Origin of the sequence: Romboutsia hominis (genome assembly GCF_900002575.1) — a bacterium.
GTDB classification, from domain to species: domain Bacteria; phylum Bacillota; class Clostridia; order Peptostreptococcales; family Peptostreptococcaceae; genus Romboutsia_C; species Romboutsia_C hominis.
Genome location: NZ_LN650648.1, coordinates 1778591 through 1802485 on the forward strand (window position 1 = coordinate 1778591; position 23895 = coordinate 1802485).

The 23895-nt window shown below is 25.6% G+C and carries 28 protein-coding genes, 2 tRNA genes and 1 riboswitch; of the genes, 2 read left to right on the plus strand and 28 right to left on the minus strand.

Features of this window, described 5'->3' with window-relative positions; translation table 11 throughout:
- Window positions 1-14: 14 nt before the first annotated feature.
- The gene (locus tag FRIFI_RS08570) at window positions 15-1235 is read right to left on the minus strand and encodes a molybdopterin molybdotransferase MoeA (RefSeq protein WP_092925242.1); all 1221 of its coding nucleotides are present in this window, start codon (window positions 1233-1235) and stop codon (window positions 15-17) included.
- 21 nt (window positions 1236-1256) lie between these two features.
- Window positions 1257-2273, minus strand: a complete 1017-nt coding sequence (locus tag FRIFI_RS08575; RefSeq protein WP_166505622.1) for an aldehyde ferredoxin oxidoreductase N-terminal domain-containing protein — start codon at window positions 2271-2273, stop codon at window positions 1257-1259.
- 168 nt (window positions 2274-2441) lie between these two features.
- Here FRIFI_RS08575 and FRIFI_RS08580 point away from each other — a divergent pair, with 168 nt between their 5' ends.
- Window positions 2442-2891 carry a MarR family winged helix-turn-helix transcriptional regulator gene (locus FRIFI_RS08580; RefSeq protein ID WP_092925238.1) on the plus strand — a complete coding sequence of 150 codons (450 nt, stop codon included), beginning with the start codon at window positions 2442-2444 and terminating at the stop codon, window positions 2889-2891.
- A 30-nt stretch (window positions 2892-2921) separates the two neighbouring features.
- Here FRIFI_RS08580 and FRIFI_RS08585 read toward each other — a convergent pair whose 3' ends face one another.
- The 21 genes from FRIFI_RS08585 to FRIFI_RS08680 all read right to left on the minus strand — a co-directional run bounded on the left by FRIFI_RS08585 (window position 2922) and on the right by FRIFI_RS08680 (window position 19533).
- Window positions 2922-3560, minus strand: a complete 639-nt coding sequence (locus tag FRIFI_RS08585) for a nitroreductase family protein (RefSeq protein WP_092925236.1) — start codon at window positions 3558-3560, stop codon at window positions 2922-2924.
- Window positions 3561-3817: 257 nt separating this feature from the next.
- Window positions 3818-4504: a HesA/MoeB/ThiF family protein gene (locus tag FRIFI_RS08590; RefSeq protein ID WP_092925234.1), complete on the minus strand. Its 687-nt coding sequence runs from the start codon at window positions 4502-4504 to the stop codon at window positions 3818-3820.
- Window positions 4504-4728 (minus strand): MoaD/ThiS family protein, encoded by a 225-nt coding sequence (locus tag FRIFI_RS08595; RefSeq protein WP_166505623.1) that lies wholly within the window; start codon window positions 4726-4728, stop codon window positions 4504-4506. The genes FRIFI_RS08590 and FRIFI_RS08595 overlap by 1 nt, the downstream gene beginning before the upstream one ends.
- Window positions 4729-4753: 25 nt before the next feature.
- Window positions 4754-6583 (minus strand): aldehyde ferredoxin oxidoreductase family protein, encoded by a 1830-nt coding sequence (locus FRIFI_RS08600; protein ID WP_166505624.1) that lies wholly within the window; start codon window positions 6581-6583, stop codon window positions 4754-4756.
- Window positions 6584-6678: 95 nt separating this feature from the next.
- Window positions 6679-6794: riboswitch (molybdenum cofactor riboswitch) on the minus strand.
- Between the two features lie 40 nt (window positions 6795-6834).
- On the minus strand, window positions 6835-7224 hold the full coding sequence (locus FRIFI_RS08605; protein ID WP_092925228.1) for a rhodanese-like domain-containing protein: 390 nt from the start codon (window positions 7222-7224) through the stop codon (window positions 6835-6837).
- Between the two features lie 156 nt (window positions 7225-7380).
- A complete protein-coding gene (locus FRIFI_RS08610) occupies window positions 7381-7587 on the minus strand; it encodes a FeoB small GTPase domain-containing protein (RefSeq protein WP_334292231.1) in 207 nt (68 codons plus the stop codon).
- Window positions 7588-7628: 41 nt separating this feature from the next.
- Window positions 7629-7757, minus strand: coding sequence for a FeoB small GTPase domain-containing protein (locus FRIFI_RS15405; RefSeq protein ID WP_330383726.1), 129 nt, complete (start codon window positions 7755-7757; stop codon window positions 7629-7631).
- A 97-nt stretch (window positions 7758-7854) separates the two neighbouring features.
- A complete protein-coding gene (locus tag FRIFI_RS08615; RefSeq protein ID WP_092925226.1) occupies window positions 7855-8193 on the minus strand; it encodes a DUF2325 domain-containing protein in 339 nt (112 codons plus the stop codon).
- Window positions 8194-8450: 257 nt separating this feature from the next.
- Window positions 8451-8672: a hypothetical protein gene (locus FRIFI_RS08620; RefSeq protein WP_240275741.1), complete on the minus strand. Its 222-nt coding sequence runs from the start codon at window positions 8670-8672 to the stop codon at window positions 8451-8453.
- 116 nt (window positions 8673-8788) lie between these two features.
- Window positions 8789-9115 carry a thioredoxin gene (trxA, locus tag FRIFI_RS08625; protein WP_092925222.1) on the minus strand — a complete coding sequence of 109 codons (327 nt, stop codon included), beginning with the start codon at window positions 9113-9115 and terminating at the stop codon, window positions 8789-8791.
- 55 nt (window positions 9116-9170) lie between these two features.
- Window positions 9171-9374 (minus strand): hypothetical protein, encoded by a 204-nt coding sequence (locus FRIFI_RS08630; protein WP_092925220.1) that lies wholly within the window; start codon window positions 9372-9374, stop codon window positions 9171-9173.
- A 264-nt stretch (window positions 9375-9638) separates the two neighbouring features.
- Window positions 9639-9714 (minus strand) — tRNA-Phe (locus FRIFI_RS08635).
- 3 nt (window positions 9715-9717) lie between these two features.
- Window positions 9718-9806: transfer RNA gene (locus FRIFI_RS08640), tRNA-Ser, on the minus strand.
- 159 nt (window positions 9807-9965) lie between these two features.
- The gene (locus FRIFI_RS08645) at window positions 9966-10580 is read right to left on the minus strand and encodes a methyltransferase (protein ID WP_092925218.1); all 615 of its coding nucleotides are present in this window, start codon (window positions 10578-10580) and stop codon (window positions 9966-9968) included.
- A 49-nt stretch (window positions 10581-10629) separates the two neighbouring features.
- A complete protein-coding gene (locus FRIFI_RS08650; protein ID WP_092925216.1) occupies window positions 10630-11670 on the minus strand; it encodes a glycoside hydrolase family 113 in 1041 nt (346 codons plus the stop codon).
- A gap of 71 nt (window positions 11671-11741) precedes the next feature.
- Entirely contained in the window at window positions 11742-13799 is a 2058-nt protein-coding gene (locus FRIFI_RS08655) for a cellulose biosynthesis cyclic di-GMP-binding regulatory protein BcsB (protein WP_166505625.1), read from the minus strand.
- 11 nt (window positions 13800-13810) lie between these two features.
- Window positions 13811-15061 carry a glycosyltransferase family 2 protein gene (locus tag FRIFI_RS08660; RefSeq protein ID WP_166505626.1) on the minus strand — a complete coding sequence of 417 codons (1251 nt, stop codon included), beginning with the start codon at window positions 15059-15061 and terminating at the stop codon, window positions 13811-13813.
- Between the two features lie 2 nt (window positions 15062-15063).
- Complete coding sequence (locus FRIFI_RS08665; protein WP_166505627.1) at window positions 15064-16680, minus strand: DUF2334 domain-containing protein; 1617 nt, start codon at window positions 16678-16680, stop codon at window positions 15064-15066.
- Entirely contained in the window at window positions 16670-17518 is an 849-nt protein-coding gene (locus FRIFI_RS08670) for a diguanylate cyclase domain-containing protein (protein WP_092925208.1), read from the minus strand. Before FRIFI_RS08670 ends, FRIFI_RS08665 begins: the two co-directional genes overlap by 11 nt.
- Before the next feature lie 39 nt (window positions 17519-17557).
- Complete coding sequence (gene wecB / locus FRIFI_RS08675; RefSeq protein WP_166505628.1) at window positions 17558-18658, minus strand: non-hydrolyzing UDP-N-acetylglucosamine 2-epimerase; 1101 nt, start codon at window positions 18656-18658, stop codon at window positions 17558-17560.
- 254 nt (window positions 18659-18912) lie between these two features.
- A complete protein-coding gene (locus FRIFI_RS08680; protein ID WP_166505629.1) occupies window positions 18913-19533 on the minus strand; it encodes a DUF4397 domain-containing protein in 621 nt (206 codons plus the stop codon).
- Between the two features lie 170 nt (window positions 19534-19703).
- Here FRIFI_RS08680 and FRIFI_RS08685 point away from each other — a divergent pair, with 170 nt between their 5' ends.
- A complete protein-coding gene (locus tag FRIFI_RS08685) occupies window positions 19704-20546 on the plus strand; it encodes a carbon-nitrogen hydrolase family protein (RefSeq protein ID WP_092925204.1) in 843 nt (280 codons plus the stop codon).
- A gap of 40 nt (window positions 20547-20586) precedes the next feature.
- Here FRIFI_RS08685 and FRIFI_RS08690 read toward each other — a convergent pair whose 3' ends face one another.
- The 5 genes from FRIFI_RS08690 to FRIFI_RS08710 form a co-directional block, all read right to left on the minus strand.
- Entirely contained in the window at window positions 20587-21093 is a 507-nt protein-coding gene (locus tag FRIFI_RS08690; RefSeq protein ID WP_166505630.1) for a hypothetical protein, read from the minus strand.
- Between the two features lie 218 nt (window positions 21094-21311).
- Window positions 21312-21548: a YgjV family protein gene (locus tag FRIFI_RS08695; protein WP_166505631.1), complete on the minus strand. Its 237-nt coding sequence runs from the start codon at window positions 21546-21548 to the stop codon at window positions 21312-21314.
- Between the two features lie 58 nt (window positions 21549-21606).
- Entirely contained in the window at window positions 21607-22065 is a 459-nt protein-coding gene (locus FRIFI_RS08700) for a L,D-transpeptidase family protein (RefSeq protein ID WP_092925198.1), read from the minus strand.
- Window positions 22066-22297: 232 nt separating this feature from the next.
- A complete protein-coding gene (locus tag FRIFI_RS08705; protein ID WP_166505632.1) occupies window positions 22298-22441 on the minus strand; it encodes a hypothetical protein in 144 nt (47 codons plus the stop codon).
- 57 nt (window positions 22442-22498) lie between these two features.
- Window positions 22499-23818: a Na+/H+ antiporter NhaC family protein gene (locus FRIFI_RS08710; RefSeq protein WP_166505633.1), complete on the minus strand. Its 1320-nt coding sequence runs from the start codon at window positions 23816-23818 to the stop codon at window positions 22499-22501.
- Between the last annotated feature and the right edge of the window lie 77 nt (window positions 23819-23895).

The following is a 23895-nucleotide window of genomic DNA, read 5'->3' on the forward strand; positions in this document are numbered from 1 at the left end:
CTATGATTAAATCTTTAAAAAGTATATACTTTAACTATATCTCCATTTTTTATACCTTCTAAATCCCTATCGATTTTTATATATCCATCACACTTTGCAAACTGCTTTATGGTACTTGATTTTGAAAATATAGGTACACATACTAGCTTATTATCTTTTTTCCCTATATTTACACCCAAATATTCTTCTCGCCCTTTAGCCTTATGATAGTTGTATGTAAATTCACAAAGTGTATATTCTTCCTTATCTATATTGTATAAACTTTTTATATATTGCTTAAATATTGCCTCTATTACAAAGGCACAAGATAGAGGATGACCCGGTAGTCCCATCACCAATTTATTACATATATTTGCTATTATAGTTGGCTTTCCTGGTTTTATAGCTATTCCTTCTACTAAAACTTCACTATTTTCAAAACTTTCTATTGCTTTTAATGTTTCGTCTTTTTTACCTACAGAGCTTCCTCCTGATATTAAAATTATGTCACATTCATTGAGAGCTTTTTTGATCAAATTTATTATGTCATTGAGATTATCTTTTGCTGATGGGTATATGATAGGATTTAAATTTATGTTTTTTAATTGACCATATAGTATGTATGCATTTATATCTTTTATCTTAGCTTCTTTTATATCTTCACTTATATCCAATATTTCATCTCCTGTTGATATTATACCAACAGTAAGTTTTTCATAAACGTCTATTTCTTTTATATTAGATCCTGCTAATACTCCAATATCTCTTTCATTTATAAGATGTCCTTTTTCATATAATACTTCATTTTCTTTTATGTCTTCTCCTACCTCTACTATGTTTTCATTAAATGCTATAGAATTTTGTATAAGTATCTCCTTTTCATTTAACACTTCACAATATTCTATCATTACAACTCCCTGTGAATTTTTTGGTACCATAGCACCAGTTGGAGTATATACACAAGTTTCTTCTTCTAATAAAGTATTACAAATTTTTCCCATATAACTTTCGTCTATTTTGTTTAAGCATACAGGATTTGATTCACTAGCTAAAAATACATCATTAAATAATACTGAATATCCATCTACTAGTGATTTTCTAAAGTGAGGTACATTTATATTTGATTTAATATCATCTGATATATATCTATTTAAGCTATCTATTAAGCTTACTTTCTCAGACATTATATCTTTTTTAAATTTATTTTTCATTATTTCTAATACGTTATCTACTGTTGTTACATCAAATAATTTCATTACTATCCCCTTTTAATAAAATTAAATAGCAATACTAACTCCAAGTATTGATTTTGCTAATATTTTTTTATCTTTATCATTTATAATATCTTTTTCCATTAAAAGCTTGCAAAAACCTAACTTTTCACAGTCTTGTAATGTTTTATTTTTCTTAATAAATTTACCTTCATTTATAAATAATGGCTTATAATATGAATAGTTATTTATAATATCCTCAATAAAATTTTCTAAATCTACTATCTCTGTATCAAAAGTCTTTTTATATGTGTCTATTCCTCTAGCTAATGTTACACTGTCTAATCCATAAAAGTTTGATATTTTATTTATATCACTTGCTTCTTTTTCACTAAATCCGTACCTTTTTATTTTACTCAAAGATGTATTTTTACAATTTAGGCAACATCCGTAGCAAGTATTGTTCTCATCATACCAATTAGCATTTGACTTATTAGTTATTTTTTTAGCTATAGAATCATTATATTTTTTTAAGGTTGATATATCATATGGTATTAAATTTTCTTGTTTCTTTAGCACTATAGCTTTTATATTTTTATCTGCCATTAATTTTCCTAATCCCTTTTTTCCGCAGGATTTATCATTTCTAAATATTATTTTAGAGAAATCTATTTTTTTAACTGATGCCAATCCTATTGATGCTATTTCTAATTCATTAGTATTTAATTCTTCTTTTATAGACTCAACAACTTTATCATAATCTTTATCTAATAAATGACTTGCTTCTTTTATTTTTACACTTTCCTTATCTATATATAAATATATAGGTGTATCACTTTCTCCTTCAAACACTAAAAAATCATACCCATTACACTTCATAAAATGTGCAAAATGACCTCCTGTTTGAGATAAAGAATTTTTATTATATACCTTGAGTTTGTTAAGTCCAACTACACCATAACCTGCTAAAGATGGAGCTTCAAATACTAAATTATTATTATTTAAATTTATTTTGTGTTCGTCATACTGATGCACTGACTTCACCTTTTTGTTTTTTAAATTTATGTATAGAATTTTTCTCATCAGTTACCCCCTCCCCCTAATGTTAATTATATCACTCTAAAATTAAATATTCTGTCATTTTTTAGACCATTTATTGTTAAATTCTATGTTTTATAAAAAAATTTGGGTAAATATGATATTATATATAAATAGAGATTAGTATAATTTCCTCTAGATTGGAGAATTAAAATGAAAGATAAATACATCATTTATTTTATTAGTAGAACAAAAGCTAATATGATAAAATTCATAGAAAATAAATTAAAAGAAAATGACTTAACTGACTTAATACCAACTCATGGCAATATACTAACTGCGCTTTATGAAAGTGATAAAAAGCTCACTATGAAAGAAATTTCAAAAAAAATTGGTAAAGATAAGTCAACAGTTACTTCTTTAGTAAATAAACTTATAGATTTAGGATATGTAAAAAAAGAAAAATGTACTAAGGATAAGCGCGTTACTTATATAAGTTTGACTCAAAAAGCAAAAAATATTGAAGATAAATTTAACTTTATATCATCTCAAGTTAAAGAAACTGCTTATAAAGACTTTACAAAAGAAGAAAAAGAAGAATTTCTTAGATTACTTAGAAAACTTAGTTCTAATTTTAAAATTGAAAATGATAAGTATATATAAAAAGTGCCTCTATAAGAGACACTTTTTTAATTAGTCTATAAATGTAACTACTTCTTCAAGTGGTTTACGAGGTGGCTTAGGAGGTGTATTTTCTTCAGCTACACCTAAAGATATCATAGACATTAATTCAAATCCTGGTTTATCAAATCCTATTAACTTTTCTATTTCAGTTTTTGCATGAGTAGGTCCTGTCATATAGCAAGTTCCATATCCCATTTCTGTTGCTGCTAATAGGAAGTTTTCAACTGCTGCACCTATTCCTTGAGCTGCTGATTGAGGAGATACTAAAACATCTAACACTTCTTGAGGTGCGTTATTTTCTTTTAATATTTTATATTCTATCATTTTATATTCTGATCCATATACCATTATTACTACTGGAGCATTTTTAAAGCATGTATAATATTTAATTACACTCATATGTATTTTTCTATCTTTTTCAGTTTTTGCTAATTCACCTATTTTTTCATGGCTTTTAGTTACTATATCAGCCATTTCATTTATTACTTCACGGTTAGTAAGTACTACAAAGTGCCAGTTTTGTTGATGCTTTGGAGATGGGGCTTCTGTTGCTGCTTCTAGCATTTTTAATATGTCTTCTTTTGGTACTTCTTCATCTTTAAATTTTCTTACACTCTTACGATTGTATATAAGGTCTAAATTTGCCATTTTACTTCTCCTTTTGATGTTTTATATAATTATACTATATACATATGTTATAGTATTATCACTAATTTAAATATAATTGCTTATTATTTATAAATAGTTTGTCATCAAACTAATTGTATACTAAAAAATAGTTTTATGTCAAACTTTTTTATATTTTATATAAAAATATCCTATAAAATGAAATTTTTTAATTCAATTTACAGGATATTTTCTTTTTCATTATTTAATTTTAATATTTATATTTACAAATATTTAATCTAATATGTTTTATCTATCTCTATAATATTATATTCTCCATATAATAAGTCTATAAAAAGTACTTTGTTTCTTAATATTTCACCTTTATTAAGTAACACCTTTATAGCTTCACTAACTTGTATAGATGCCACTAGACCTGGGGTAAAAGAAGGATTGCTTAATTTATTATCTGTTTCTTTTTTATATTTATATATATAATCAAGATTATTATCTCCTGGATATATAGTACTAACTTGACCATACCACCCACTTATAGCACCATGAATTAGTGGTATATTTAAGGCTTCACAATATCTTTGAAGTATAAATCTAGTGCTTATATTATCTAATGCATCTATAACTACATGACAATTATTTATAATCTTTTCACAGTTATTACTATCTAAATGCTCACTAACTATATCTATGTTTACATTATTATTAATTAATTTTATTCTTTCTTTAGCCTCTATAGCCTTATTTTTCCCAATATTATTTTCATTACACAAGATTTGCCTATTTAAATTGCTTATATCAAATGAATCTTCATCTACTAATTTTAAATAACCTATACCTATCCTTGATAGCATTTCTATTACATATCCACCTAAGCCACCGCATCCTACTATACAAATTTTAAAATTTTTTAATTTATCATTTTCAACCTTAGTTAAAGTTCCTATATTTCTTTCATATCTTTTATTCATCAACCACCACCAACTGGCGGGAATATAGATAAAATATCCCCGTCCTTAAGTTTTCTATCAAATCCTCCATCCATACCATTTAGTAAAAGTATGGATACTTCTTCTTTGTCTATATTTAAAATTTTTAGTATATCAATTATATTCATATCCTCTGCAATTTCTAATACTTGTTTTTTCTCTCTTCCTTCTCTAAATGTTGCAAATAACCTTATCTCTATTTTCATGCTATCCCCTTAATAAATTTATATATTAATTTTTTGCAAATATATTTCCTATATACTCTTCAAGACCTAGTGCTTTTAATGTTTCATCTAATGGTATCCCATTTTCATCCCAACCCCTAACTTCATAATATTCAGGAAGTAGTTCATCTAACCTATGAACATGACCTTTAGTTGGTCCATTTGGAATTTGATCATATATTAGCCTATCTGGTAAAGTATCTTGACTACTATCTATTCCTGCTTTTAAATTAAATATTTTTTCTAAAGTCCATATTCTATCGCCTGCTTGAAGTAATGTTTCAGGTGTATATATTTCTCCACATACTGCATTATACATATCTACATAATCATTAAGTCCTAATCCAAAGGTAGTAAATACACAAAGTCCTAGCGAGTCTATAACAGCAGTCAAATCATGAAATACCTTTGCATAAGCTGGTTTACCTTCTACTTCTAGTTTATCTAATTTTTCAGGTACTCCTAGTATCTCTGGATTTATCATATACCCTTTTATATGACATCCCCCTCTATTATTAACTGCATAAGTTATACCATGACCTTGTATTCCTCTTGGGTCATACGCTGGTAATTCTTGTTTTTTAACAGTCATAGAATACTGAGTTGCATCATACTTTTCACACAATCTATATGCACCATCTGCTAATAAATCTCCAAATCCTTCTCTTTTAGCCATTTTTTCAGTCCACTTAACTACAGCTTCAACATCACCCCAGTTAAGGGATAGTTTGTCATCTTTGATTTCTTCGTCTTTTATATATCCTCTTTGATAAAGCTCCATAGCCGTTGCGATAGTTGCTCCTGCTGATATAGTATCTAATCCATATTCATTACAAAGCATATTTGCTTCATTTATAGCATGTAAATCATATACATCACAATCTGACCCATAAGACCAAAGTGTTTCATACTCTGGTCCTCCTACCTCTTTACCATTTTTAAGTTTAACTACTCTACCACAAGCTATAGGACATCTATAGCAAGCGTGTTTTTTAACTAATGTATTTTCAGTCATTGTCTCTCCACTAATTAAATCCGCCTTATCAGTGTATGATTCTTGAAAGTTTTTAACTGGATGAACTCCATTCTCATTTATTATATTAACTAAAATTGCAGTACCATAAGTTGGAAGCCCCCCTCCAGCAACCGGATCATTTCTAAGTATATTTACCTTTTCAGCATTTACCCTCTTAACTATTTCTTCATTAGCTACATTTACCTTTTTGCTGCCTTTTACAACAATAGCTTTTAAATTTTTAAAACCCATTACAGCTCCTACTCCACCTCTACCTGCAGCTCTATCTACATCATTCATAATTGCTGATATAAGAGATAAATTTTCTCCTGCTGGTCCTATGCAAAGTACATTAGCTTTATTATGCTTTTTAGATAATTTTTCAGTTATTTCACTAGATACCATTCCCCAATAATCACTAGCATCTTTTATCTCTACTTTATCATCTTCTATATATAAATATACTTTATCATCAGATTTACCTTCTATTATTAACATATCATACCCTGCATTTTTAAGCTTAGTTCCCCACTTTCCACCTGAGTTTGATATAGCTATTGTTCCTGTAAGTGGAGATTTTGTTACTACCATATATCTTCCACTTGTAGGCATAGGTGATGCTGTTAATGGGCCTGTAGCTATTATAAGCTTATTTTCAGAACTTAATGGTTCTACCATAGGATCTACTTCATCAATAAAAGTTTTTACACCAAGACCTCTAGCCCCTATATATTTTTTAGCTAATTTTAAATCTAAATTTTCTACCTCAATAGTCTTTTCACTTAAATTTACTCTTAATACTTTTCCATTATATCCATACATAAATTTCTCCTCCTATTTTTATTTATAGTAACCAAAAAAGCCTATCTAAAAGTAACCATACTTTTAGATAGGCTAAAAATCCGCATAAAAAGGAAAGGTTACTACACTTTTCTCCTTTCCAACAGGAGGCATAAACATTTCTATTTATACCCTACCGTTTTATTAACCATAGCATAGCCTTAGGTTAACAAAATCGGAGAATTTATATTTAATTAAATAGTAGTATTTAAATTGATAAATGTCAAATACAATCATATGCTAAACCATTTTTTTATTCCTTTTTTAACTGGCTTAAAATATTGTTTTATCCCCCCTTCTAATATCTTAGTGTCTATACCTAAACACCTTGAATAAAAAGCTACTATTGGACTTCTAAGTCTTCCCTGTGAACATCCTAAAACTATTGTTTTTTCTTTGTTATTAGATAACCTAAGTAAATCTCTTTTAATATTTTTTCTATTTTTTATAAGCCCTATTAGTATTATAGGAAAAGCTATCATAATATATTTTTTTAATAGTTTATGATCTTTTTCATCTATAACAGGCACATTATATTTAAACAATGGCATTTTTTCAAATTCTTCTTTTGATCGTACATCTATTGTTACTTCATCTTTTATATCTTCTAATTTAATATACATTCCACCTCAACCACTTTTTAACTTTTCTGTATTATACCACAATAATAGATTATTGTCCTTACTATATACTATTATCTAGTATAGACTATAGTGCTTCTTTTATTACGGCAAAAGGTCGTATAAAATACTTTATACGACCTTTATATTATCTATTTTTCATAAATCTATCTCTATTCCTATATTTTTAGCCATGTCAATCATGTTAACTATTAATATTATAGGCTTTTTATATTTCATAAGTTGAGTTGTTAAATAAAGATTTCTAGATAAATTTGATGCATGTACTATATTTACTATTACACCTGCATTATCATTTTCTAAGTATTCTTTTGAAATTTTCTCTTCATTAGAAAAAGTATCCATTGCATAAATTCCAGGCAAGTCAACAATTTTTATATTATCATTTATATTCCCCTATTTTTTTCTATAGTTACACCTGGCCAGTTGCCTACACGTTGTTTAAGACCTGTTAATCCATTAAATAAAGTAGTCTTACCAACATTAGGATTTCCTAATAATGCCACACTAATCATAATTTTCCCCATTTTGTTGATTTTAATATTTATTATCATTTAATTAATATTATTCATTACTTAAAGTTATTAACTGATAATATATAATTAAAATTATCTAACTTTTATTTTGTTTTAGTAGCTTATTACACTTACATTCATTACAGTTTCCTAAACACTCATCCACCATCTCTAAACATTCTAAAAATGCACATTTGCTACTGTTTTTATGTCTAATTATCGGTATATTTTTCTTTTTTGCATGCTTTTGTACTACATCTATCATTTTATGAGATACTACTGATGTGAATATTACAAGAGCATCTGGACTTCCTATTGATTTATTTAACTTACTTGACATATTCAAGTAAACTTTAGTTTTATGACCTTTTTCTTTTGCTAAATTTATGTAATCTTTTTTTAACTTTTCATTACCTCCAACTATTACTAAGTTCACAATATTTCACCTCTCATACTTCTATACTTAAATAATAGTACTTTGGTTATTGATAGTCAATACTTATTGATATTTATTTTCATTTATCATTTGTATATTTATTTTTACATAAACTATATAATAACTATTTAATTAAATATAATAAGAAAAGCTATAAAATATATATTTAAGTCTATATTTTATAGCTTTTCTTATTCATACTTATTTTTAAAACTTTAATTTAGTAATTTATAAATTTTATTATTATAAAATACTACCTATTTTTTTATACTATCCTTTAATGCTTTACCTACATTCTTTCCAGTATTTAATGTTTCTTTTCCTACATTATATCCTGTTTTAATAGCTTCTTTTCCTACATTTAAAGTTCCGCCAACAGCTTCTTTAGCAACATTTCCTACGCCATTTATAACTTCTTTACCTATATCTCCAACTGGCTTTGTTACTTTCTTTACAGTCTTGTCTAATTTATTTGCCAATCTTCTCAACTCCATAAAATATATTAAGGGAATTCCCTTAATATATTTTATGACTTATATTGGCACATTGTTACAACCCTATATTATTCACTTCTTCTACTTTATATATTTAAATATTAAAAATTAGAATTTATCTTTTCTATTATTTGTTGTTTTGGCATAAAACCTACCATCTTATCAACTGGCTTTCCATCTTTAAATATCATAACTGTAGGTACAGTACTTACACCATATTTTCTAGCTAATTCTAAACATTGGTCTATATCTACTTTACTAAAGCTAGCTTTATTTCCTACATCCTTTGCAGCTTCCTCAAAAACTGGTGCCAACATCTTACATGGGCCACACCAAGTAGCAAAAAAATCTACTACAGCTATCCCTGATCCATTTTCTATTTTAGAGTTAAACTCTTCGTCATTTATTATTTTTACGAATTTTTCCATACTAATTTATACTTAACTTTATTAAGTATATCTCCTTTCTATTTTTATTTTAATTTTATTTATATTTTGTATTATATGGTTGCATTTCATCATATGTCAAAGCTTTAGGCTTTTGTTTATAATGTATTTTCTTACTAACTGATTCATTTTCATTTTCTATAGCATTTCTTATATCTGTATATGTTTGTGCATGATTAACTAAATCAGTTAACTGTGGATTTTCATCTAATATTCTTTTACTGTTATTTACTTTTCTCATATAAACATCCCTTTCTTTTCTTTTTATTAGATTTCCACCTATGTTTTTTTTAATGCATACTTTAAACCAATTGTGGCTTAGTAATAAATGTATTAAAAAACGCATAAATCCAAATTAATGGATTTATGCGTTTTAATTTCCAATAAAAATTTCATATATAATATCTAAAGTACATAGTCATTATTTTTAATTTAAGTATCTATCAGTAGATTTATAATTAATTTAAAATTTATAAAAAAAGCATCTATATTCTAGATGCCTTACTGGTGCCCAGAGGCGGAATCGAACCACCGACACGGGGATTTTCAGTCCCCTGCTCTACCGACTGAGCTATCTGGGCATATGGCGGAGAGGGTGGGATTCGAACCCACGGTGCCGTTAAGCATCACTGGTTTTCAAGACCAGCTCCTTAAACCACTCGGACACCTCTCCAATGATTTTTATCTCTTATATTTATTAATATATCATAAATTTTTACATTTTTCAATAATTTTTATATTTTTTCCTTTTATTTCAAAAACTATATAAAATAGAAATGAGCATTTCAAATACTTATTTCTATTTTATATAGTATCTTTTAATCTCATTATATTATGCATAATATGGTATATTATAAACTAAGAATCTTTCATTAACATCTTTCTTATATAACTTTTCTAACTGTATTTCTTCTTTTAGCATAAATGGTGTCTCATTTTCTATATAATATATATAATCATCACTAGGATAATACAATATTAACTCAATATACCTTTCACTTTTATATACTGAATCTAATATATTTTCTACTATCTTCCTAAATATCTGTACTGAAAATGGATTAAAAAAATAAAATCTATTATCTTTACTTTTTATTTCATAATCTTGTGCATAGCAACATTTAAATTCTATTTTTTCTTTACCTTTCTTATGTTCACTTACATACGCTTCTTTATTTTTAATACATTCTTTATAATACTTTTCCTCCATTTCTATTCCAACTACATTAGAATTAAATCTATAATTTATATAAAAGTTTAGCCTACCTTTCCCACATCCAAAATCAACTATAAAATCATCTTCATTTAAGCTGTATATTTTAAATAATTCGTCTAAACATTCATATGATGTAGCTTGATATGGATGATAATGCCTTACTTTTTCACTCCATAATTCTTCTCCTAAAGTATCTATATTTAATAATTTTTCATATTCTTTTTCTGTCATTTATTTCATTTCCTATCTAAATATATTTTTTATTGAAACTCTATTCAGATTAGTAATACCATTTAGATATAATTTCTATACTTTCCTTTGATGGATAAAAATTTTTATCTTTTCCCTTTTTTCCTACTGCAAATATAGAAAATCCTTTTATGTAGTCTTTATCTTCAAATACAATTTTATAAGCGTTAAAACATCTAGCTTGTTCTTTTCCATTTTCTACATTGGACACTTCACTATTCCATGGATGTGTTGCTGCATTATCTTTTTTAGGAAATCCTAATTCAGCAAAGTAGATAGGCTTATTATATTTTTCATAGAATCTATATATTTCTTCGACCACATTTTGATTTCTATTATATATAGTAGTAGAGTTTAAAGCATTTACTAATTCTTTTACTGTATTTTCTTTTTTATCACTAAGTTCAAAATAAGCTGCTATAGATATAAAATCTACTTTAGAAAATATTTTATTATTTAATTTTTTGTAATAATCCTCATTACTCTTTCTATCCCAACTAGCTGTATACCACCATGTAGTCTTATATGTTACTTCTCCCTTAAATCGCCCTTTAACAAAATTAACTATATCACACCAGTTATCTTCATACATCTCTAACTTTGAGAAATTTGATGCTATAATCATTATATCTACATCGTACTTATTTGCTATATCCTTAATTAAAATATTTAATATATTTTTCCAATCTTCAAAGAATTTTTCCTTATTTACGGGGTTATAATCAGTTTCATATTTACTTCCATTAGCTATCCACGGATATGCTTCTAATATAATATTTATACCTTTTGATTTCAGTATTTTTATTAATCTTATGGCTTTTTCTTTACTATAAGAATTTATTTTCATATTATTTGAGTCTAAATCTGGTATTTCTATAACTATAGGTACATTAACAGTATTCACTTTCAAATCATCTATATCCTTTAAAGCTTGTTCTATTTCATAATCAGTTGATAAGTTAACAGATTTTATCTTTTCTGTTATAGTATTATTTTTGTTAGTACTTTTAATAGCAAAAATAACGCTTAGTATTACTAATGAAGTAATTATTATTAATATTTTTTTTCTCATAGCTCTCCTATCTTTTTTAAATATAAAATACTAAGCATTAGTTATAAAGCTTAGTATTTTATATTTATATATTATTTTTTATATTTTAAAGCTAATAAAACTGTTGCTGATATAACCATTAAAAGTAATACTGATGCAACTATTATAAACTGTTTACTTTTATTATCTAGTTTATTTACTTCTTTAGTCTCTTTATTTTCATCTACATCATCTAACTTATAATTTAAATCTTTTATATTTCCTTCTCTATCAATTACTATAGTATCGCCTTTTAATGACTTTGTGAGATCTAAATCATTTAAATATCTAGTACTTAATGCTAAATCCTTCATTTCTGTTGATGCAATAACCATCATACCCTTATCTTTATTATATGGCGATTTTGTAAGTTGTATAGATGATAGTTGTTTTGAATAATCTCCTATGAATTTTATCTTTTCGTTGCTTTCAAATCCTAAATAATCTTTATTAAATTTTAAATTTAGATATTTATTAACATCTTTTATAGTTAAATTATTAGTTGGAGTTCCTATTATTATTAAATTACTTTTTTTATCATCTGATTTTAAATCACTTGATTTTATAAATCTTATATCTCCATTGTTATATTTAATACTATGACCTATATAGGATATTATACTACCTATTTGCGTTAATGCTGTTGAGTCTAATTTATCAGGTACTACAACTACTGTATCATTAACTTTATCATCCTTAACAAATGGATACGGATAATTTTTCATAGTTAAATTATTGGTATCATTGTAATCAAATTCTATATATGATTCATTTGATATATATGCAAATGGGTTATCAGTATCTCTAGTTACACAAGCTAAATCTAATAGTTCTAAATTAAATACAATTTTGATTTGATAATAATTTTGATTTAAAGTTTCTTTTGGAAGGTTAAGCTCTACGGTATCATTATTGGCATTTTCCTTTGTTAGTTTCTTGCTTCCTATAGGTATATTATTTACATATATAGTTACTAAAGATCTTTCAAAATCTAAATTCTCACCATATCTAATATTTAAATTTATTTTACTACCTTCTTTAACTTCTTTACTTTTAGGTATACTTATATCTATTATTGATTCTTGTGTAAATGGTCCTTTCAATGTAATATTATCATAACCTAAATCTTTAAAATTCAATCTATTTTTATTTTTATAATTATATATGTCATCTACATCCGTACCTTCATTTATAATTATGCTATCTTTGTTTAATTCATTTATTAAATCTTTACTATTTATAAGTTTGCTAGCTTTTTTAAGTAGTTCTTCATTATTGGATATTATGATAAGCATTTTTTTATTTTTATCAAATATTGAATTTGTATTTTTTATAATACAATTTTTATCCAAATCTTCTTTTTCTTTTGCAGTTAATAAATTAAGTATTTCACTTGAAGTATTACTTTTATTGCCTATATATATAACATTTTTATCCTTGTTTTTAAATTGAGAGTATAGATTTATATCAAAATTAACATTATCATTTATTATTTTTTCTCCAAAACCACTACTAAGTATCATAGCCGAAGTTAATTCTTCACTTGAATAATTATCTGGTATTAATATACTAGTTTCTAATTCATTTCTTCCATTTTCATTTATATAAGTATCTTTGTACTCGCTTATCAAATTAGATGTTGGCTTATAATTATAGGATACACTTATATTTGATTCCTTATGTACTACTAACCAGTTAGCTGTATTTGAGTCATCTCTACAAACCTTATCAGAAATAGTTTTATAAGCTTTTATCTCTACTTTATTATAACCTGTCTTTATTAAATCTTTTGGTATATCTATATTTATTTCTTTTTTATATTCCTTATTTCCATCTAATCGTTCTGAATGGATTGGCACATCATTTACAATTATTGTTATTGTAGAATAATTCACATCTAATAGTTCACTTTTTGTAAATACTAAGTTAATCTTAGTTTTTTCAACTAAAGCATTTTTAGGAACTTCAAAATATTTATTAGTACTACTTATAACCCCATTCATAGTTATTTCATTTTTAAATTTGTAATTTTTTACATTTTGCTGTGCAAAAACTATATCACAGCTTGTAAAACTAATAATTAATGATATCATTATTGCTATTAATCTCATTTTATTTTCTCCTAAAATCGTTCGGTTTTATACCACTTAACTTCTCTTTTGTGTATAGCGTCAGAAAAATACCCAACCATTCCTTTTATAGCAACAAATAGCCACATTTGAGAATATGTAAAATACATAAGCCCAACTAAAAATATATTGCTTAAATTACTCTCTCCCTTTTCCATACTAAGTGTTATAGATACCTGTATTACAAATAGTATATATGATAGTATCCATATAGTAAAAAAATCAAATGGGATATTTATAGTTACTATTTTAAATATTCCTAAAATAAATATTATATCTGATAATACAACAGATGTTAAAAATAGAAAATATACTGAAAAGAAGTATAGTATATCAAACAGCACTCTATTTTGTTTGCCCTTAAATAAATTAGTAATATACTTAACTAATACATATATATTTCCCTTTACCCATCTTGTTCGTTGCTTTATCCATACATTTACAGTTTCTGGTTCTTGCTCCCAGGTTACTGATTGAGGGACATATGTTATTCTTTGTCCCATTTTATAAATCCTAAAACTTATTTCTGTATCCTCTGCTATTGCCTTTGTGTCCCATCCTCCTAATTTTTCTATAGTACTTCTTCTAAGTACAAAATTAGTGCCTGGTATAGTACAAAGACCTAATAATTGTTTTCTACCTGCTTGAGCTATCCATTGAAAACTTAGAGTTTCTATATTTATAAACTTAGTTAATATGTTTTTATGCTTGTTTCTAGTTCTAAATTTTCCTATAACAGCCCCTAGTTTTTCATCTTTAACTATGGTCTGTATCAAATATCTTAGTGCAGTTTTTTCTGGTGTATTGTCAGCATCATATATTGCAATATATTCTCCCTTAGATATTTGATATCCTATATTTAGTGCATTTGATTTTCCTTTACCACCTGTTATATTATCCGTATTTATGATGGTAAAATTATAATTTCTATATCTATTTTTTATATTTTCTAATATTTCCTTGGAATTATCACTAGAATTATCATTTATAACGATAAGTTCCATTTTATCTATAGGATAATCTAGTAGTAATAAAGATTCTACAGTTTTACCAATTACCTTGCCTTCATTATGTGCTGGTACTAGTATTGATACAAAAGGGAACTCTTTTAATTTTTCATCTTTAAATTTAAGACTCTTTAAATAATATATATATCCACTTATAGCTAGTATTATATTTGTTAAGAGTATAGCCCATATAGATGATAAGGAAATTAAAAATATATAATCTACTAAACCTATCATAATTATCTCCTTGTAAACTTTCGTCTATTTATAATCTTAAATACTATAAAGATTAATATAAATATTAGCAATACTACAACAACAAACTTTACAACTATATCATTTAACTTATTTATAGACTTATTAAACACTAAATCATTGTGTTTTCTTATAGATTTATACTTATCATAACTTGTTATTATATTCTTGTTATTTGATTCTATTTTTATATCATCTATATTTATATAGTTGTTTTCTTTTTTTAAATCTAAAAAGCTTACATTTTTAGATTTAAGATATTCTATACACTCTTTTAAATAGTTTGTGTCTACATCAGTATGGAAAAAAAATCCTCCAGTATGACCTCTTACCATAGATAGTTTATAATAATTATATTTTATTTTATCTACCGCTAATTTGTCATCTTTAGCTATATATCCTAAATTTTCCGGTATTAGTGTATTAAAATTTTTACTATCTTTTATTATATATGGAAATGTACTCATATTAAAAATTTCACTATTATTTTGGTATCTCCCCATATATGTAGATATGTATTTTTTGATTTCTTTATACCCATCTTGAATCATAGCATATTTTTGTGCTTCAAATCCCAATGGGTATATATCATTTTCTATACATAATCTTAGTCCACTTAATAACCTATTTTTAATATATATATTTATATCTTCACTTTTACTATTTAATATCTCTTTATTAAAAAATTCATACTCATCTTCATCTGATTTTTCTTTTCTATTATGATAGTATCCATTTAATATAACACTACCACCTTTATCTTGCATATATTTTATAGTATTTATAAAATTTTCATCTAGAGTGATTAATTCTTTAATACTCTTATCTCGATAAGTAGGTGTTAAAGATATTATGAATGGTATATTTTCTTCATATAAATAATTAGCTAAATCCTCTAATTTTTTTGTGTCACTAAGAGGATTTACATCTTCTATTTTTACAAATATTTTACTTTCTTCAAAAGAAGTTCGTTCAAAGAAATCATTTAACGTATCTTCAAATATATAAGATTCATACATGTTCCAATCAGATATATAATACAAATTTTTATCTTGCAATATATATGGGTATGTGTTATATCCATCACTCATAGTAGCAATAATATTACTTTTACTACTTGCTTGTATTATGTTGTAATCACTTTCATTTTCTAATACTATATCGTCTCCTTTATAGTTTAATCTTGTTATATTATTATTTTTATATATGTACTTTATTGAATATTTATTATTATACTCTAGTAAATTTGCAATTTTATCCCCTATCCAGTATATACGTTTATTGTAATTATTAATATCTTCTAAAAATATTTTATTCTCTATATTATTGTTTATATTTATAACAAAGACATAGTCATAATTGTTTAAACATCCTTTTTTATAATCATTTATATTAATATTGTCCACTTTATTATTAAATACGTATAGTAGCTCATTAAGGTGATTTACTGTATTAACATTAGACTTAAATTTAGTTTTAGTTTCATAAACTATAAGAGATTTTTTATTGCTATTATTTTCACTATAAATTCCACTTGAACTTGCTAAAATTATACTAATTATAATAGTTATTTCTATTATAAATTTTTTTTTAAACATCATATTGTAATTCCTCTTGTACATATGTTTTATATTCAATAGGAGACTTTATATTTTTTTTATACTCTACTGCTGCTATTTTTGTGTCTATATTTATGTAATTTTTATTATTTTTCAAGCTTAGACTAAGTTCATCTATACCTGTTTTTATTCTTTCTTTTACTATATTAGCACCAAATTCATCTGTATTTGGCATTATTATAGCTATAGTATCATTTTCTATTGTGTATCTTTCATCTTCTATTCTTGTAGACTTTACAACTATATTGCTTATATCCTTCATTAGTTTGTTAGTTTTAACTTCCCCAAGTATGTTCTTTATTTCTTTATAGTATGGTAAGTTTATAAGCATTAAAGATAATTGAGTTTCATGCCTTTTAGCCTTACTCATCTCTCTTTCTAGATTCATATAAAATGCTTTTATATTAAATAATCCTGTATCCTCATGTATAGTAACCAAATTTTTATATTCATTTTCTAGCTTAAGATTTGATTGTTGAAGATTATTTATACTATTTGTAAACTTTCCTGTTGTATAAGATATTATTGGCATAAATATCATCCATATATAAGACATATATGTTATTTCTACATTTTTCGTTAGATTTATATAAAATATATATGCTGCATATATAAATATAGAAACTGATGTTGCTATAAGCCCTATAATTATTCCCCCTGTGTAAGTCATAATTATAGTAAAAAATGTTATACAAAACATTATAAAACTTAAATTTTGTGTTTGAAATTTAATATCAAATACAAATAACATGGTGATTATAAATAACTCTAATATTAGTCCTAAAAAATATCCATCTATCTTTTTGGAAATTCTATTCATATTTTCACTACTTTCTTTTATTCATTCTTCTGATTAAATTTAATTTTGATATATTTTTTCAATAATATCGACAATGTATTTGCTTGCAAGCCCATCTCCATAAGGATTTGAAGCCTTTGACATCTCATTATATAATTTTTTGTTAGTTAGTAATTCCTTTGTGTATTTATATATGTTCTCTTCATTTGTACCTACTAATTTTAAAATTTTAGCCTTAATCCCTTCTGGTCTTTCGGTAGTTTCTCTCAATACAAGAACTGGCTTCCCAAGAAATGGAGCTTCTTCTTGTATGCCTCCACTATCTGTTAGTATTAGATATGACTTATTTAATAAATTATGAAATTCAACTACACTTAAAGGTTCTATTACATGTACCTTTTTATTACCTTTGAATTCTTCTTTAACTAAATCTCTTATTTGAGGATTAAAATGTATTGGATACACTATTTCTACATCATCAAATTCCATAGATATTTTATTTACTGCTTTAAATATATTCTTCATATTGCTACCTAGATTTTCTCTTCTGTGGCATGTTAAAAGTATCATTCTGTTTTTTCCTATTTTGTCAGTTATTTCACTTTTGTATTCCTTATCTATAGTGGTTTTTAATGCATCTATTGCAGTATTTCCAGTTATATATATTTTTTCAGGATTTTTTCCTTCTTTTATCAAATTATCCTTTGATTTTTCTGTTGGTGCAAAGTGTATATCAGCTATAACAGATGTTAACTGTCTATTTAACTCTTCTGGAAAAGGAGAATATTTATTATAGGTTCTTAAACCTGCCTCTACATGACCTACTTTAACTTGATTATAAAAAGCAACTAAGGATGATATAAACGTTGTAGTTGTATCTCCATGTACAAGTATTATATCTGGCTTTACTTCTTTTATAACTTTATCTAACCCATTCATTATATTCGTGCTTATTTGAGACAAAGATTGATTTGACTTCATAATATTTAAATCATAATTAACCTTTATGTTAAATACGTCTAGTACTTGATCTAACATTTCTCTATGTTGTGCTGTTACACAAACTATAGACTCTATATTATCTCTAGACTCCAACTCTTTAACTAAAGGTGCCATTTTTATGGCTTCAGGCCTAGTCCCAAATACTGTCATTATTTTCATTTACTTCACCCCTGTATATTATTCCATAATAATTTTTATCTATATTATTATCTCTCAATATATTACATTAACTACAATATGATGTCAAAATTTATTGTTATTTATTATTTTTTGTAGATTATATTTTTATTTTGATATTATTTATTATATTTTTTATTACTAAATTTATTCTATCAATTATAAATTAAGCATACCATTAAACTGTTAATATGTTCAAAGGTATGCTTCTCTTATATTTTAGTATTTAATATAAATTAAGCTTCTTTACATAAATAAGTATTCCCATCAACTGATTGTATAACACCTAAACTACCTAATTGACCAATTGCATATATAGTATATATTCTATCTGGATTTAATTTAACCCTTAACGGAAAAACTACATCTTTACTTTCACTTACTACTAATTTTACATTATACGTTCCTGGGTTTACATCTACATAACTAGTTCCCTCTCTAAATCCGATATCTTCAAAGAATGTCTCTCCATTTACTAGTATATCTACTGCTGGTGCATTTGGTGATAAATGTATAACTCTAAATGTAGAATATTCGCTTGATGGTTGTTTTTCTGAATAGTCTTTTATAACTAATAAAGATAAATCCCCTATATTCCCTGTCACTGCTACGGTATACATTTGCCCTTCATCTACTTCAAGCATTTGATTTATAACTGGATTTTCAGTAGTTCCAGATAAGTATATACCTACTGTATGTTCTCCTTCTTCTAACTCTACATACTCTGTAAATTCCATAAAATCTAATCCGCTAAATACAAGTGCCCCATCAATATAAATGTCTACTTTACCGATTTGTGGAGCGGCCTGAAATACTCTAACTAAAGATTTTCCTTCTTTTATTTGTAAACAATCCATTTTAAATCCCCCTTGATGACAATGTTCATTCTTTATATAATATGTGTCCATTATTTTATTTGTTACTTTATAAGTTGATTTCATATATTTTCATTTTTTTAATGCAATGTTTGTATAGATAAACTACTATTAAAATATAAATATCTTATACTAGATTTAATTAAATTGAGGTGATTTTTATAAAAACTTTAGTTATACAAATAGATGTTAATTCTAATAAATTAAAGAATATATCCACTATAGAGAGATATATAAATTTAGCCATTAATAAATCTAAAATAGATTTAGTTATACTTCCAGAAATGTTTTGCTGTCCTTATGATAATAAGAATTTTCCTGTTTATTGTGAGGTAGAAGGAGGAAATCTTTATAATATTTTATCTGATATAGCTAAAAAATATAATATATATTTGGTAGCTGGATCCATTCCTGAAAAAGATAATAGTAAAATATATAATACTTCTTATGTTTTTGATCGATGTGGAAATAAGATAGCAAAACATAGAAAAATACATCTATTTGATATTTCTATAGATACTGGCCAAAAATTTTTAGAATCTGATACATTATCATCTGGAAATGATGTTACAGTATTTGATACTGAATTTGGAAAAATTGGTCTTTGTATTTGCTATGATTTTAGATTTTTTGAGATATGCAAAATAATGGTTGATAAAGGCGCTAAGGCTATAATAGTTCCTGCATCATTCAACATGACTACAGGACCTATTCATTGGGAGCTACTATTTAAATCTAGAGCTGTTGATAATCAAGTTTATACAATAGGATGTTCTTCTTCCCGAAACAATAATTCTTCTTATATATCTTATGGAAACTCTATTTTAGTTTCTCCATTTGGGGAAGTATTAAATAGATTAGATGAAAAAGAGGGCTACTTTATAGCAGATATCGACTTTTCATATGTTGAAAAAATAAGAAATCAACTACCTTTATTAAAGCATCGTAGAAATGATTTGTATAATGTATCATATACAGATAATTCTAAAGTATAAATTTATTTTAATATATTATCTTAGTTTAATTTATTTGTAATTATTGAACTAAGTTTTTAGCTTTGTCAAAATCTAATACATAGTTAATAATAGATATCAACTTACTCCCTACTTCTATATCTTCATCACTTGCTAACCTTATATATATTCTTAACTCTTCCCAAAGCTTTTCTTTACCTAGATCTTCATTGCTTATATTATGAAGATCTCTTATTACTTCTATAATATTTATTTTTTTACTTTTATTTAGTGTATCATGATTTTTAATATAATCTATTGAAGAATCTACTAATTTAGTTAATTCCTTTTTATATTCTCTTATACTTAATTCTTTTTTGTATCCTACTAATTCTTTCATTAATTTTTCTAAATCAGATTTTGAGTAATTCCATACTCTACCATCATATTTTTTTATATTTTCTATACATGAATTATATTTATCTATTAGTTCTTCTAATCCTATAACTATTTCTAAATAGTTATTTTCTTCAATTAAGTTTTTGCATCTATTTATATCCTTATCAATCTCTCTTATTGTTTTATTCACATTTAGTCCTCTTTTCTATTTTAATTATAATTTTTATTATTATATATAATATATCAATTTACTTAGTTAATAAACATATTTTATCTCACTATTGTTATTTAAAATATTATACCTTTTTAATATTTTAGTTTATCTAATCTATTAATATAGAAAATATTTACTTTTAACAAAAAATAGCATAGATAAAATATCTACGCTATTAAATAATATTTTGTAATTTAATTTTTTTCTTTATATTTATAAATATTATATAAATTATATATATTTATAATAATTATAAGCGCATTAGATATGGCAACAGGATATGCTTTTACATATAATCCGTAAACTACAAATAAAAAACATCCTATAGAATTTATAATTCTAAGCTTTACTATAGATGTCATCGTTAATGATATAACTATAAATAAGGATGCTGAATATCCAATCCATTCAATAGGGTCAAAGCTAATCATAAAATTATCTCCTTTTTATTTCTTATAACTATTATTTGATATTTATATTTTTATATAACTATTTTATTATTATAGTAGTATTAATAGGTATATTATCATACATCCATCTAGCATTTTCTGTAGCTAATCTTATACATCCCATACTTATAGCTACTCCAAGTCTATCATCTATTACATAAAGTCCCTTAGGATCATATAGTATTGAGTGGTAATAGTAATCATCTACTATATTCATTGCATATTTTGCTGAACTTTTTTCTCCCCCTATAGCAGGATACTTTATACCTGACTTAAATATACCCTTTATTGTAGGAGTTGAGCTTTTTCCTACAGTGCTACTCCAAACGTGCAGTACCTTAAATCTATAATCTACTTTTTTTAATATATAGGTAAGTTTATCTTTAGTAGATGTAATTATAATATAGCCTGTATCACTTTTTATATGATTCTCATTTACAAACTCTTCCATATTTTTATCAAATTTGCTGTAATCTATCTGTCTATAGTATCTATTCATAAATAATATTTCACCTTCTCATAATAATATTTATTATAATTATGCTAATTATAAACTTTATGTGATATTTCAGTTAATTTAACTATTATTGTACGAATGTAAAAATATTAAGTTTATTTTTTACACTCGCTAAACTGATTGGTATTACTTAACTGTAATAATTATCTACTAATTTTTGAAATATCATAATTTCCTTAAGCGTAAAAAAAGTGAAGTTTTAAAACTTCACTTTTTAAGTATTATTATGTTTCATATACTTATATGATTTAACTATACATCGAGCTTGATTTATAGTATATATTGATATTTCATAGGATGATGTTATTATAAAAGTCGATACTACTCCTACTAAGAAATCATAGTCACCTAATGCCATAATCTCCTCCAGTATTGCTTTTATTATATTATATGAAACTAAAATTTTATAGTTACATTAAGCTACTTCTTTTTTCCTTTTATTAACTTTATTTAAGTTTGGAATACCAAATGTTATAGCTATTATTCCACAAGCTAACATTAACCAAGGATAATGTAGATATTTAATTAATTCAACAGGAGATATTCCTACCATCCCTGCAGCTGTTAATACTTGTGCACCATATGGAACTATGCCTTGCCAACAAGATGAGAATATATCTAATATACTTGCAGTTTTTCTATTATCTATATCAAATTTTGTAGCTATATCTTTTGCAAGTGGCCCTGCTGTTACTATTGCTATAGTGTTGTTTGCTGTACATAAATCTACTATACTTACTAATGCTGCTATACCAAACTCTGCACCTTTTTTAGTTTTTATTTTACTACTTATAAAATTAAGTATAAAGTCTATTCCACCATTTAATTTTATAAGTTCTACAAGTCCTCCGATTATTATAACAAGTAGACATAATTCATACATTCCTGATATACCACCTGATATAGCTTCTATAAATCCAAATAACCCAAATGAATTTGTAAATAATCCTATTGCACCTGCAAATACTACTCCAAAACTAAGTAAAACAAATACATTTACTCCACATAAAGCCCCTACTAAAACGCCTAAATATGGTAAAACTTTTATAAAATCATATCTATAGCTTGTGCTACCACCTAAACTATACCCTGATGTTATAGTAGCTAATAATATAGCAGTTATAATAGCTGCTGGTAAAACTATTAAGAAATTTACTCTAAATTTATCTTTTAATTCACATCCTTGAGTTTTGGTTGCTGCTATTGTAGTGTCTGATATCATAGATAAATTATCTCCAAACATAGCTCCACCTACAACAGCTCCTATTACTAATGGTGCTGGTATTCCTGTTTTAGCTGCAATTCCTATGCCTATTGGCCCAAGTGCTGCTATTGTTCCCATTGATGTTCCCATAGATATAGATATAAAACATCCTATTACAAATAACCCTGATACTAAAAGATTAGGAGGAAGAATTGATAAACTTAAATTAACAGTTGAGTCAACACCTCCCATTGCCTTAGCTACACTTGAAAAAGAACCTGCAAGTATAAATATCATAATCATAGATATTATATCTATATTACCTGCTCCTTTACAAAATACTTCTATCTTTTCTCCTAAACTAACTTTTCTATTAAGAGAAAATCCTACTATAGTTGCGATTATAAATGCTACTATTGCTGGCATTTTATAAAAATCCCCAGTTATTACCCCGCTACCTAAAAATACTATTAAAAATACACCCAGTGGTAATAATCCTAATATACTACCTTTTTTTGCTTCTTCTTTCATAATATACCTCCCTTTATATTAAAACTTCTAAAGAGTATAATTTTAATTTATTTAAATATACCTGATATTTTTTAATA